We start from the raw sequence: 12,682 nt of genomic DNA, 5'->3' as shown, positions 1-12,682 counted from the left end.
CCTCAATTGCCCGGCATCTGCAACGAGGCATAGCAGGTGAAGCCGCCCTGCCCGCGCTGCAACCGCCGGATATAGTTGAGATAGGCCCGGTTGCTGAGGAAATTGGAATTGGGCAGCATCCCGCCCTGCAACGCCTGGCGGACCTCCTCGCCCGTATAGGGGCGGCTCGGCGGCGCGAAGGCGCCCAGGGTTCGCGCCGGGACGGTCGATCCGTCGAGCGCGATATAGCTGCCCGCGCGACCGGGATCGGGCACGGGGATCTGGCAGTTCAGGACCGATCCCGCCGTCTGCGCCAGCGCCGGGCGGATCGCGACCACCGCGCTCGCCCCGACGGCACCGAGCATCAGCATCCGCCGACTGGTGACGGGCGACGTGCCGGCGACGGGCTCCACCCCATTGTCGGGGGCCGGATTTTCGGGGGATGGGGACATGTCATCCATGACGGCGCGGTGTTCCATATTCGCGCCCGCCCGACAAGCACCCAAGCGAACGGAGGTTGACCCAAGCTGGGAGGAAGACAGGCCGGACGCCGCCCGCTACATCGGCATGCCATGGGATTCGGCATTCGCACCTTATGGGCCATCGTCGTCATCGTCGTCGCTGCGATCGTGGTGTTCATGACCGGCGGCCCCGCCCCGGCGATCATCACCCTGGTCGGCGGCATCGCGGCCGCTCTGGTCGCCAGCGAGGGCGTGCCCCAGAAGGATGAGGAGCAAGCCTCACCCGAGGATGGGCGGGGACCGCTATCACCTCTGCTGGAGGAGGCACTGGACGCGATCGTCGAGCCGGTGCTGCTGATCGAAAAGGGGCAGGTCGTCCTCGCCAACCGATCGGCCCGCGCCTTGCTGGGCGCGCATATCGTCGGGGAGGATGCGCGCATCGCGATCCGCCACCCCGCCGCCGCCGATCGCCTGCTGGCCAAGGGAGGCGTTACCGAGCCGGATCAACCCATCTCGCTGGTCGGGCTGGGCTCGCTGGAACAGCGCTGGGAAATGCGGGTCGCGGATACGACCGGGGGCCAACGCATCGTCCATCTGATCGATCAGACCGCGCATGACGCCGCCGAGCGGATGCGCGTCGATTTCGTCGCCAATGCCAGCCACGAGTTGCGCACCCCCCTGGCCTCCATCCTCGGCTTTATCGAGACGCTGGGCGACGAAGCGGGCGACGACCCCGAAATCCGCGCCCGGTTCCTGAAGGTGATGTTCGACGAGGCCCGGCGGATGCAGCGGCTGGTCGAGGACCTGATCTCGCTCAGCCGGATCGAGGCGGACAAATACCGCCAGCCTGCCCAGCCAGTCGATTTGGTCGATCTGGTCGAGGATGTTCACGAGGAATTTCTCGACTCCGGCTCGCCCCGCGCGGCGGATATCGTGTGCGACCTGGGCCAGGATCTGCCGCCGGTCGTGGGCGACCGGGCGCAATTGTCGCAGATGCTCCACAATCTTATCGGCAATGCGATGAAATATGGCCGTGCGGACACGCCGGTCCGGGTGACGCTGGAACAGGACGACGCCAAGCTGCGCCTGACCGTCGCGGATCAGGGAGAGGGGATCGCCGCCAACCACCTGCCCCGCCTGACCGAGCGCTTCTACCGGGTCGATTCGGGGCGCAGTCGCAGTATCGGCGGCACCGGGCTGGGCCTGGCGATCGTCAAGCATATCGTCGAGCGGCATCGGGGTCGGTTGGAGATCGCCAGCGAGGTCGGCGTTGGCACGACCATTTCCGTGCGCCTGCCCATCGCGAAGACCGCCGCGAAAGGCGTTTCGGAGGAGGCTGTCACAAAAGCGCAATAGAAATGTCACACGGGGGTATGGTGAACGTGGCAGCGCCCAGTTCGCACCCGTTCCGGTGGCCTGAGGATCTCGATGCGCCTGCCCTGCCTTCTCGCCGCGATGTTCGCGCTGGCGGCCTGTCACGATCAGGCCAATGGCGGCGGCGCGGGCGTGCGCGAGCAGATCACGGCGGTGGGGTCCTCGACCGTCTATCCCTTCACCACCATCATCGCCGAACGCTTCGTCGCCGCCGATCCCGAGGCCAAGGCGCCGGTTATCGAATCCACCGGCACGGGTGCCGGCATGAAATTGTTCTGCGCCGGGATCGGGGCGGGCCACCCGGATATTGAGAACGCCTCGCGCCGGATGAAGGCGGGCGAGTATCGCGACTGCGCGGCGCATGGCGCGGCGGAGGTGTTGGAAATCCCCATCGGGATCGACGGCATCGCCTTTGCCGAGTCGAAGCGCGGGCCGCGCATGGCGCTGACCACCGCCGACATCTATCGCGCGATCGGGGCGCATCCGGGCGGAAAGCCCAATCGCGCACGGACCTGGCGCGACGTGAACCCGGCGCTGCCCGCCATTCCGATCCAGGTCTATGGCCCGCCAGCGACCAGCGGCACCCGCGACGCCCTGGCCGAACTGATCCTGATGCGCGGATGCGACGCGGTCGAGCCGCAGGCACGGGCGCTCTCCGTGCGCGATCCCGAAGCACACCATCTGCTCTGCACGCGCGTCCGCGATGACGGTGCCTATATCGACGCGGGCGAGAACGATAACCTCATCGTCCAGAAGCTACAGGCCAACCCGGATGCGCTGGGCGTGTTCGGCTATTCCTATCTGGAGGAAAACCGCCAGACGGTGAACGGCGTCACCATCGACGGGGTCGCACCGACCTATGACGCGATCGCCGCCGATCGTTATCCGGGGTCCCGCCCGCTCTACATCTATGTGAAGAAGGCTCATCTCGACGCCATTCCGGGCCTGCGGCACTTCCTGACGCTCTATGCCGCGAATTGGGGCGCCAACGGCCCCCTGACGCGGCGCGGCCTGATCGCGTCGCCCGCTGCGGTCCAGGCGCAGGCCCGCACGATCATCACCAGGGAAATTCCGCTCGATCCGGCGCATCTGCCGTCATGAGCGGCGTAATCCTCCTCATCCTGATCCTGGGGCTGGGCATCATCGCCTGGGCCTCGACGCGGATGCGCGCGCTCGGCTTTCGGCGGCGGTCCAGCACGCGGGTCAGTTCGCTGCCCCATCATCACGGCTGGTATGTCGCGCTGTGGACCGCGGTGCCGCCGATGATCTTCCTCGCCATCTGGTCGGCGACCTCACCCGCGCTCGTCACCGACATGGTGCTGCACGCCCCTGCCGCCGCGCAACTGCCCGCAGCGGGGTTCGAGCGGGCGGCGATCCTGTCCGAAGCACGCGCGCTGGCGGCGGGGCGTGCGCATGGCACCTTCCACGCGCTGTCGCGGACGCTCGCCCCGGCCTATGACCGGGCGCAGACGCGGATCGACTGGATCGCCACCGCGATCGTCCTGCTGCTGGCGCTGGCGGGGGGTGCCTATGCCTATCTGCGGGTGAAGCCCGGTTTCTCGGCGCGCACCCGGATCGAGCGCGTGGTGCTGGGCCTGCTCCTCGCCGCCTCGCTGATCGCGATCCTGACCACCGCCGGGATCGTCGCCTCCCTGTTGTACGAAGCCGGACGCTTCTTCTCGGTCGTGCCGATCACCGACTTTCTGTTCGGCACCCATTGGAGCCCGCAGGTCATCGACCCGCGCGATCCCGGCGCGTCGCTGGGTGCGGTGCCGCTGTTCTGGGGGACCTTCTTCATCGGCGCGGTGATCGCCATGGCGGTCGCCATCCCCTTCGGCCTGATGAGCGCCATTTATCTGACCCAATATGCCGCGCCGCGCGTGCGCCGGATCATGAAGCCCGTGCTGGAGGTGCTCGCGGGCATTCCGACCGTCGTCTACGGCTATTTCGCCGCGCTGACCGTCGCCCCCGCCGTGCGGCAGTTCGCGGTCGCGATCGGCATCGACTGGGCCTCTTCGGAAAGCGCGCTGGCCGCCGGGCTGGTCATGGGGGTGATGATCATCCCCTTCGTCTCGTCCATGGCCGATGACAGCCTGGCTGCGGTCCCCAGTTCGATGCGCGACGGCAGCCTGGCGATGGGCGCGACACCGTCCGAGACGATCACCCGCGTCATGCTGCCCGCCGCCCTGCCCGGCGTCGTCGGCGGCGTCCTGCTCGCGGTCAGCCGCGCGATCGGCGAGACGATGATCGTCGTCATGGCGGCGAGCGGCGTCGCGACGCTGACCGCCAATCCCTTCGCCAGCACGACCACCGTCACGCGCCAGATCGTCGACCTGCTGACCGGCGAGGCGGAGTTCGACAGCCCCAAGACGCTCGCCGCCTTCGCGCTGGGCCTGACGCTGTTCGTCATCACCCTGCTCCTCAACATCGTCGCGCTGAGCGTGGTGAAGCGGTATCGGGAAAGCTATGAATAGGCCGCCCTCGTCCGCAGACCGCTGGGGCAGCCCGGCGATGGCGCGGCGCTTGCGTCGCCGCTATGCCGCCGAGCGCCGGTTCCGCCGGATGGGCGCGGCGGCGGTCGCGCTTTCGGCGGCATTCCTGGCGTTCCTGCTCATCACGATGATCGCCCAAGGCTTTCGGGGCTTCACCGAAACGCGCGTCACCTTGCCGATCGATCTGGCGGCGGCGGAGCTTCCCATCGAGCCCGCCCGGTTGAAGGGGCGCGGGGCCGATCTGGCGCTGGCGGGTGCCGGGCTGGAGGATGCGGTCGACCGCGCGGCGACCAACGCCTTCGGGTCGGACGGGATCGACCTGCTGTCGCCCGGCGCGTGGATCGTGGTCCGTGATGCGGTGAAGGCCGATCCCTCGCTCCTTCGTCGAACCACCGATTTCAGCCTGCCCCTCGCCAGCGCCTATGACGTCGCCGCCAAGGGCGAGGGGATGCCGGACGCCGAGCGGGTCGTCGCCCGGTTGCGGGCGCACGGGCTGGTGTCGACCGGATGGAATATCGGCTTCCTGCGCGACGCCGATGCGACCGATCCGACGCGGGTCGGCATATGGGGCGCGGCCAAGGGGTCGCTTCTGACCATGCTGGTCACGCTTGCCCTGGCCTTCCCCATCGGGGTGCTGGCGGCCCTCTATCTGGAGGAATATGCGCCGAAGAACCGCTGGACGGACATGATCGAGGTGTCGATCAACAATCTGGCGGCGGTGCCTTCGATCATCTTTGGCCTGCTGGGGCTGGCGGTGTTCCTGGGGAGCTTCGGGCTTTCCCGCTCCGCGCCTCTGGTCGGTGGACTGACGCTGGCGCTGATGACCATGCCGGTGATCGTCATCGCCGGGCGCAACGCGATCAAGGCGGTGCCGCCGTCGATCCGCGATGCCGCGCTGGCCGTCGGCGCGTCGCGGGTGCAGGTGATCTTCCATCACGTGCTGCCGCTCGCTCTGCCCGGCATCCTGACCGGCACGATCATCGGCATGGCCCGCGCGCTGGGCGAGACCGCGCCGCTGCTGATGATCGGCATGCGCGCCTTCATCGCCGCGCCGCCGCATGGGTTGACCGATCCGGCGACCGTGTTGCCGGTGCAGATCTTCCTATGGTCGGACCAGGTGGACCGGGGCTTCGTTGAGAAGACCTCGGCCGCGATCATCATCCTTCTCGTCTTCCTGCTCGCGATGAACGGGCTGGCCATCTACCTCCGCAATCGGTTCGAGACACGCTGGTGAGCACCCCCAAGATAAGCGCGCGCAACGTCAGCGTGTCCTATGGCGCCAAGCAGGCGATCCACGACATTTCGATCGATGTCGATATGGATCATGTGATCGCGTTCATCGGCCCCTCGGGCTGCGGCAAGTCGACCTTCCTGCGCACGCTCAACCGGATGAACGACACCATCCCGTCGGCGCGCGTTTCGGGCGACGTCCGGCTGGACGGACAGGACATCTACGCACCCGAAATGGACGTGGTGCAGTTGCGCGCGCGGGTCGGCATGGTGTTCCAGAAGCCCAACCCCTTCCCCAAGTCGATCTACGAAAACGTCGCCTATGGCCCGCGCATCCACGGCCTGTCCTCGTCCCGGGCCGAACTGGACGTGATCGTCGAGCGCTCGCTGACCCGAGCGGGGCTGTGGAACGAGGTCAAGGACCGGATGTCGGAAAGCGGCACCGCGCTGTCGGGCGGCCAGCAACAGCGGCTGTGCATCGCCCGCGCCATCGCGGTCGACCCGGAGGTGATCCTGATGGACGAACCGTGCAGCGCGCTCGATCCGATCGCGACCGCGCGGATCGAGGAGTTGATCCACGACCTTCGCGGCCGCTACGCCATCGCGATCGTCACCCACAACATGCAACAGGCCGCCCGCGTCTCCCAGCGTACCGCCTTTTTCCACCTCGGCACTTTAGTCGAGTACGGAAAGACGTCCGACATCTTCACCAACCCCAGGGAGGAGCGGACGAAGGACTATATTACCGGCCGGTACGGCTGAGGACGAGGATCATGGACCACACCGTAAAAGCCTTCGACAACGATATCGGCCGGTTACGCGGGCTGATCAGCCAGATGGGCGGATTGGCCGAGGAGGCGATTGCCAATGCCATCAAGGCGCTGCAACGCTCCGACCTGGAACTGGCGCGCAAGGTTCGCGAGGACGATAAGGCGATCGACCTGATCGAGGCCGAGGTCGAGCGGCTGGCGGTGCGCACCATCGCCCTGCGCGCGCCCATGGCCAACGACCTGCGCGAAGTCGTCGCGGCGCTCAAGATCGCCAGCGTCGTCGAGCGCATCGGCGACTATGCCAAGAATATCGCCAAGCGCGTGCCGATGATCGAGAGCGAGGACCGGATCGAGCCGATCTCGATCCTGCCCGCCATGGCGAAGATCGCCTCGGCGATGGTGCATGACGTTCTCGACGCCTTCGCCGCACGCGATGCCGAGGCGGCGGTCCGGGTCCGCAACAGCGACAACGCGCTCGACGATTTCTACGATTCCATCTTCCGCACGCTCGTCACCCATATGGTCGAGAATCCCAAGACGATCGGGCAGGTCGCGCACCTGCTGTTCATCGCCAAGAATCTCGAACGGATCGGAGACCATGCGACCAACGTCGCGGAAATGGTCTATTTCGCCGCCACCGGCACCCAGATGGGTGAGCGGGACCGCGGCGGCACTTGGCCTTCTTGAGGGAACAGGCACCATGGCACGGGTAAAGATGTTGCTGGTCGAGGACGACGCCGCGCTCGCGGAACTGCTCGTCTTCCATTTCAAGCGCGAGGATTTCGAGGTCACGCACACGCCCGATGGCGAGGAGGCATTGCTGCTGGCGCGCGAAAGCACGCCGGACATCGTGCTGCTCGACTGGATGGTCGAGGGGATTTCGGGGATCGAGGTATGCCGTCGCCTGCGCCGCTCGGCCGAGACGGCGAACGTGCCGATCATCATGCTGACCGCGCGTGGTGAAGAAGAGGATCGGGTCCGCGGGCTGGAGACGGGGGCGGACGATTATGTCACCAAGCCCTTCTCCCCCCGCGAACTGGTCGCCCGCGTCGGCGCGGTGCTGCGCCGCGTCCGCCCCGCGCTGGCGGGCGAAGCGCTGACCTATGCGGATATCGAGATGGACACGGTCGGCCACAAGGTCCGCCGCGCAGGCGAGGTCGTCTCGCTCGGGCCGACCGAATTCCGCCTGCTCAAGCATTTCCTCGAGCATCCGGGCTGGGTCTTCTCGCGCGAGCGGCTGCTCGACGCGGTCTGGGGGCACGATTCCGATATCGAGAGCCGGACGGTCGACGTGCACATCCGCCGTCTGCGCAAGGCGATCAATATCGGCGATCGGCCCGACATCATCCGCACCGTACGCTCGGCGGGCTATTCGCTCGACGCGGGAGGCTGAAAAAAGCGTCAGGATCGGGCCGGATGCGAAACGAGGGAGCCAAGTGCGGCATGGGACGTTCTGCCCACGCGCTAACGCACTTGCGCTTCTGAACAGGAGATTCGCATGAAGCTCGTTTTTCTGGCCGCCACCGCGCTGATGGCCATGCCCGCCATGGCCCAGACCACGACCCAGACCGACACCACCGCGCAGGCGGGTGCCTCGACCGACACCACGACCGGTGATGCGCAGGCCAATGCCGCCGCGTCCGCCGCGACGATGACCGCAGGCGGCTATCAGCCCGCCCAGCCGCCGATGGCGTCGCCCCCCGCCCCCGGCGCGCCGGTCGTGTTCCAACAGGCTCCGAGCCCGTCGCAGGCCTATCCGGCTCCGGCCCCGCTCAAGAGCTATCCGATCTGCAAAAAGGGTCAGTATGACCAGTGCCGCCAGCGTGGCGGCAAGTAACCGGCCCTTCACCCGGCTGTAGAAAAAGCGCCGGTTCCCTCAGGGGACCGGCGCTTTTCTTATTCTTCGACCAGTTTCATCAGGCGGCGTTCGACGGGCGCGAGCACCGGGCCCAGTTCATGCCCGCGCTTGAGCACCGCCCCGCCCTCGCCGATCAGCGCCCACATGCCCTGGCGGTTGCGCAAGGCGGGGCGCTTCTCGATCCGGTATTCGGGCCGCTCGGCGGTTCGGCGAAAGGCGGAAAAGATCGCCGCGTCCCGCCCGAGATCCATGGCATAATCGCGCCAATGCCCCGCCGCCACCATCCGGCCATACAGGTCCAGGATACGGTTGAGTTCGGTCCGCTCGAACCCGACCTGCCCTGGGGACTTGGGAAACGGCAGGACCCCCATCAGGCGCGGTCGCGCTTCTCTTCCTGCTCGGCCAGCACCGCATCCAGTCGCCGCCGCATCGTGTCGAGTTCGCATCGCAGCAACTCGATCTTCTGCGTCTGCGGATCGAACACATCGGAACAGGGCGTACCATAAGGGACGAAACGCCGTTCGGGCGCGGCGCCGCCTTCGACCACCGTCGGGCGCGCCGGAATGCCGACCATCACCGCGCCCTCGGGCACGTCGCGGGTCACCACCGCATTTGCCCCGACCCGAGCGCGTGAGCCGACGGTGATCGGGCCCAGCACCTGCGCGCCCGAACCGATGATCGCCCCGTCCATCAGCGTCGGGTGACGCTTGCCCGCCACGCCATTGTCCGGGCTGGTGCCGCCCAGCGTCACGCATTGATAGATGGTGACGTCGTCACCGATCACCGCCGTCTCGCCAATCACGACAAAGCCATGGTCGATGAAGAAATTGCGCCCGATCTCGGCACCCGGATGGATGTCGATCGCAGTCAGGAAGCGGGTGAAGTGATTGACCAGCCGTGCCAGGAAAAAGGCGCGCGCGCGATAGAGGCGATGCGCGATCCGGTGACCGGCCAGGGCCCAGACGCCCGGATACAGCAATATCTCCGCGCGCGAATGCGGCGCGGGGTCGCGAGCCCGGATCGAATCGAGATAAGCGGCCAAACGGCTCGGCATGAGCATGTCCCCAGATGCGATAGGTGCATTTAAGCACAGCGGTCCTCGAAATCCAGATAGCGGGACAAGGCGTATCCGCGCGACAAACTCTATCTTTGTTGCAGCGTTGGAGACGACACGGCATGGCCCTGGCCGGACGACCCAAGGAGACACGATGGACCCGACCAGTACCGAGCTGATCCATATCCTGCCCTTTGTGGCGGTCGGCTTTGCCGCGCAGGTGGTCGATGGCGCGCTGGGCATGGCGTTCGGCGTGATCTCGAACACGCTGCTCATCAGCCTGGGCGTGCCGCCCGCCGCCGCGTCCGCAGGCGTGCACAGCGTCGAGACCTTCACCACCGCGGTCTCGGGGATCAGCCATGCGGTCCATCGCAACGTCAACTGGCGGCTGTTCCTGCGCCTGATGATCCCGGGCGTGATCGGGGGGGCGCTGGGTGCCTATGTCCTGTCGAACATCGACGCGGCGGTCGTGAAGCCGTTCGTGCTCGCCTATCTGACCGCCATCGGCCTTTACCTGCTGATCCGCGCCTGGCGGCACAAGGCGCATGTGCGGGAGCCGAAAGTGGTGGAGCCACTGGGCTTTCTCGGTGGTTTCCTGGATGCGGCGGGTGGCGGAGGCTGGGGGCCGGTCGTGACCTCCAACCTGCTGGCGCAGGGGGCCGCACCCCGGACCACCATCGGCACGGTCAACACGGCGGAATTCTTCCTGACCGCGACCATCTCGGCGACCTTCATCACCCAGCTTGGTTGGGGTGCGTTCACCATGGCGACGGTCGGGCTGCTCATCGGTGGCGTCTTCGCCGCGCCGTTCGGAGCGATGCTCGCCAAGCGGGTGCCCGCGCGCATTCTGCTGACGCTGGTGGGGGTCATCCTGACGCTGACCAGCTTCTGGGGATTGTATCAGGCGATTGCCGCGTAAATCCTCGGCAGGCCATGGGCCTGACGGAGGGGGTATCCGGCGGGAAACCCCCTCCACCACCGCTTCGCGGCGGTCCCCGTCCCCGCACTGGGGAGGATTTTTATGCGATCGCCGAGTGGACGGTCGCCACCGCCTGCATCACCGCGGCGATACGGACGGCGGTCTGGATGATCTCTGCCGAGGCACCCGCCTTCTTCAGCACCGCCTCATGCGCGTCGATGCACATGCCGCAGCCGTTGATCGCCGAGACCGCGAGGCTGAACAGCTCGAAGTCGATCTTGTCGATCCCGGGCGCGCCGATCACGTTCATGCGCAGCTTGGCCGGCATGTTGCGATACTCCTGGTTCCCGGCCAGGTGGGTGAAGCGATAATAGACGTTGTTCATCGCCATGACCGCCGCCGCCGCGCGCGCCGCATTGGCGGCCTCGGGCGAAAGCTTGGGCGCGCATTCGGCCTCAGCGGCCTCGACCAGCGGCTTGTGGCCGGTGCCGTGCGCACAGGCGAGCAGCAGGCCATATTTGCGCTGATCGTTCAGCACCGTCTCGTTGAGCAGCGATCCGACATTCAGGCGAATGTCCTTGGCGAAGTCGGGCAACTGCCCGGCAAATTCCTTGAGCGACATGGGATATGCTCCGGATAAACGACGCCCCAGTCCGGGCCGCCGATCATCACGGATCGGCAGCCCTCGCCGGGGCGTCGGGAATGATGGGTCCGGGGACGCGAACGCCCCCGGACGACAGGATTACTCGGCCGCGAGCTGAAGGACGTCGTCGCCCTTGTTCCAGTTGCACGGGCACAGCTCGTCGGTCTGCAGCGCGTCGAGAACACGCAGGGTTTCCTGCGGGTTGCGGCCGACGTTCAGGCCGTTGATGGTGACGTGCTGGATGACATTGTCGGGGTCGATGATGAAGGTCGCGCGGTAGGCGACATGCTCATTCTTGTCGACGATGCCCAGTGCGTCGGCCAGGACGCGGCCATTGTCCGCGATCCAGGGGAAATCGGCCGCGGCCAGATCCGGGTCCGACTTGCGCCATGCCAGGTGGACATGGGCAGTGTCGGTCGACGCGCCGATCAGCACGGCGTCACGGTCAGCGAAATCATCCTTCAGCTGCGCATAACCGACGATCTCGGTCGGGCAGACGAAGGTGAAGTCCTTCGGCCAGTAGAAGAGGACCTTCCACTTGCCCTCATAGGAGGTGTCGCTGATCGTCTCGCCGGCGGGCAGCGCGTTGGTCCCCTGCTGGACGGGGACGGTGAATGCGGGGAGCTTGTCTCCAACGGTCAACATGGCAATAGCCTCCATTTCTTCCCAAAAATTCGGCTTCAGCCATCCTCTCACACGATCGGCGGTGGGCCGCCTGTATTCGTTGTGGTGACGGATATGGGGACTGGCGCGTTCGATCCAACAAGCTATTTGTCAAATCGCAATCGACTGAGACGATCAATGGCCGCGACCTACCTACCTACGTTAAAACAACTGCAATATCTGGTGGCCTTGCAGGACCACGGTCATTTCGGGCGGGCGGCCGATGCGTGCTTCGTCACGCAATCCACCCTGTCGGCGGGCCTGCGCGAGCTGGAGACGCTGATCGGCGTGACGCTGGTCGAGCGGACCCGGCGCGTGGTCCGCTTCACGCCGCTGGGTGAGCGGATCGCCGACAAGGCGCGGCGCGTGCTGCGTGAGGCGGACGAACTGGGCGACATGGCGCGCGCGGCCGGGCGTCCCTTGTCGGGGGAGATGCGCATGTCGGTCATCCCGACCATCGCCCCCTTCATGCTGCCCCGCATCCTGCCGCGCCTGCGCCGCGACTATCCCGACCTGAAGCTGTTCCTGCGTGAGGAGCCGAGCGGCCCGGCCTGCGAGCGCCTCCACAACGGCCGCACCGATTGCGTGCTGCTCGCTCTGCCCTTCGCCTGCGGCGAGGTGACGGCGGAGCCGCTGTTCGACGACCGGCTGTTCGTCGCCTTTCCCACGGACGAGGACCGGTCCCCGCCCGGCGCCATCCCGGCCTCTGCGATCGACGAGGCCCGGCTGCTGCTGCTGGAGGACGGGCATTGCCTGAAGGATCATGCGCTGGCCGCGTGTAACCGCCCCGAATTGCGGGCCGAGGCAACGATGCTGGGCACGTCGCTTCACACTATCGTGCAAATGGTCGATAACGGGCTGGGTATGACGATGCTGCCCGAAATGGCGCTGCGTGCGGGGATATTGGAGAATACCAACATCACCGCCCGCCCGCTGGATGCGGAGAACGCCATGCGCAAGATCGCGCTGGTCTGGCGGCGGGCCAGCCCGCGCGAGAAGGATTTCCGCCTGCTGGCGCAGGTCCTGGGCGAGGCGGCCTGATCGCCCGTCGCCCACCCATCCGCAACCGGAGCGCATCGCACGCGTCTTTGCCTCCGACCTCATTGCTTCAGGAGATGTCCCGATGACCCTTACCGCACGACGCCTGCTGGCCGCGCTGCCGCTCGTCGCCCTGATCGGGCTTGGGGCCTGCGGACGAGGCGCGGACCAGAAGGCCGCGCCCGCCACCCCCTCCACCGC

The 12,682-nt window shown here is 66.9% G+C and carries 15 protein-coding genes; 10 read left to right on the top strand and 5 right to left on the bottom strand.

The window, feature by feature from the left end; translation table 11 throughout:
- Window positions 1-2: 2 nt before the first annotated feature.
- Window positions 3-440 carry a hypothetical protein gene (locus SM191_RS07740; RefSeq protein ID WP_341505677.1) on the bottom strand — a complete coding sequence of 146 codons (438 nt, stop codon included), beginning with the start codon at window positions 438-440 and terminating at the stop codon, window positions 3-5.
- A 111-nt stretch (window positions 441-551) separates the two neighbouring features.
- On the opposite strand from SM191_RS07740, the gene SM191_RS07735 reads away from it, so the two are divergent.
- The 8 genes from SM191_RS07735 to SM191_RS07700 all read left to right on the top strand — a co-directional run bounded on the left by SM191_RS07735 (window position 552) and on the right by SM191_RS07700 (window position 8,143).
- Window positions 552-1,796 (top strand): sensor histidine kinase, encoded by a 1,245-nt coding sequence (locus tag SM191_RS07735; protein ID WP_341505676.1) that lies wholly within the window; start codon window positions 552-554, stop codon window positions 1,794-1,796.
- Between the two features lie 72 nt (window positions 1,797-1,868).
- The gene (locus SM191_RS07730) at window positions 1,869-2,915 is read left to right on the top strand and encodes a substrate-binding domain-containing protein (RefSeq protein WP_341505675.1); all 1,047 of its coding nucleotides are present in this window, start codon (window positions 1,869-1,871) and stop codon (window positions 2,913-2,915) included.
- Entirely contained in the window at window positions 2,912-4,288 is a 1,377-nt protein-coding gene (pstC, locus tag SM191_RS07725; RefSeq protein ID WP_341505674.1) for a phosphate ABC transporter permease subunit PstC, read from the top strand. The genes SM191_RS07730 and pstC overlap by 4 nt, the downstream gene beginning before the upstream one ends.
- Window positions 4,281-5,540, top strand: a complete 1,260-nt coding sequence (pstA, locus tag SM191_RS07720; protein WP_341505673.1) for a phosphate ABC transporter permease PstA — start codon at window positions 4,281-4,283, stop codon at window positions 5,538-5,540. Before pstC ends, pstA begins: the two co-directional genes overlap by 8 nt.
- The gene (gene pstB / locus SM191_RS07715; RefSeq protein WP_341505744.1) at window positions 5,534-6,298 is read left to right on the top strand and encodes a phosphate ABC transporter ATP-binding protein PstB; all 765 of its coding nucleotides are present in this window, start codon (window positions 5,534-5,536) and stop codon (window positions 6,296-6,298) included. The genes pstA and pstB overlap by 7 nt, the downstream gene beginning before the upstream one ends.
- A gap of 11 nt (window positions 6,299-6,309) precedes the next feature.
- Entirely contained in the window at window positions 6,310-6,993 is a 684-nt protein-coding gene (gene phoU, locus SM191_RS07710) for a phosphate signaling complex protein PhoU (RefSeq protein WP_341505672.1), read from the top strand.
- Window positions 6,994-7,006: 13 nt separating this feature from the next.
- On the top strand, window positions 7,007-7,699 hold the full coding sequence (gene phoB / locus SM191_RS07705; protein WP_294274968.1) for a phosphate regulon transcriptional regulator PhoB: 693 nt from the start codon (window positions 7,007-7,009) through the stop codon (window positions 7,697-7,699).
- Between the two features lie 105 nt (window positions 7,700-7,804).
- Window positions 7,805-8,143 (top strand): hypothetical protein, encoded by a 339-nt coding sequence (locus tag SM191_RS07700; protein WP_341505671.1) that lies wholly within the window; start codon window positions 7,805-7,807, stop codon window positions 8,141-8,143.
- A 59-nt stretch (window positions 8,144-8,202) separates the two neighbouring features.
- On the opposite strand, the gene SM191_RS07695 is transcribed toward SM191_RS07700, so the two are convergent.
- On the bottom strand, window positions 8,203-8,535 hold the full coding sequence (locus tag SM191_RS07695) for a DUF2794 domain-containing protein (RefSeq protein WP_267433289.1): 333 nt from the start codon (window positions 8,533-8,535) through the stop codon (window positions 8,203-8,205).
- On the bottom strand, window positions 8,535-9,218 hold the full coding sequence (gene epsC / locus SM191_RS07690; protein ID WP_307000744.1) for a serine O-acetyltransferase EpsC: 684 nt from the start codon (window positions 9,216-9,218) through the stop codon (window positions 8,535-8,537). The genes SM191_RS07695 and epsC overlap by 1 nt, the downstream gene beginning before the upstream one ends.
- Before the next feature lie 154 nt (window positions 9,219-9,372).
- On the opposite strand from epsC, the gene SM191_RS07685 reads away from it, so the two are divergent.
- Window positions 9,373-10,137: a sulfite exporter TauE/SafE family protein gene (locus tag SM191_RS07685; protein WP_341505670.1), complete on the top strand. Its 765-nt coding sequence runs from the start codon at window positions 9,373-9,375 to the stop codon at window positions 10,135-10,137.
- A 100-nt stretch (window positions 10,138-10,237) separates the two neighbouring features.
- On the opposite strand, the gene SM191_RS07680 is transcribed toward SM191_RS07685, so the two are convergent.
- Together SM191_RS07680 and SM191_RS07675 are read right to left on the bottom strand one after the other, a co-directional pair.
- Window positions 10,238-10,759: a carboxymuconolactone decarboxylase family protein gene (locus SM191_RS07680; protein WP_267433287.1), complete on the bottom strand. Its 522-nt coding sequence runs from the start codon at window positions 10,757-10,759 to the stop codon at window positions 10,238-10,240.
- Window positions 10,760-10,879: 120 nt separating this feature from the next.
- Entirely contained in the window at window positions 10,880-11,425 is a 546-nt protein-coding gene (locus SM191_RS07675) for a peroxiredoxin (protein ID WP_007403328.1), read from the bottom strand.
- Between the two features lie 156 nt (window positions 11,426-11,581).
- Between SM191_RS07675 and SM191_RS07670 the strand changes: the two genes are divergently transcribed.
- Complete coding sequence (locus SM191_RS07670; protein WP_341505669.1) at window positions 11,582-12,484, top strand: hydrogen peroxide-inducible genes activator; 903 nt, start codon at window positions 11,582-11,584, stop codon at window positions 12,482-12,484.
- Window positions 12,485-12,682: the final 198 nt, after the last annotated feature.

It is taken from the genome of Sphingomonas sp. 2378 (assembly GCF_038084995.1).
Lineage (GTDB): Bacteria > Pseudomonadota > Alphaproteobacteria > Sphingomonadales > Sphingomonadaceae > Sphingomonas.
Note: the sequence above shows the minus strand (reverse complement) of the source record. Positions and strands in the feature narration are given on the sequence as shown.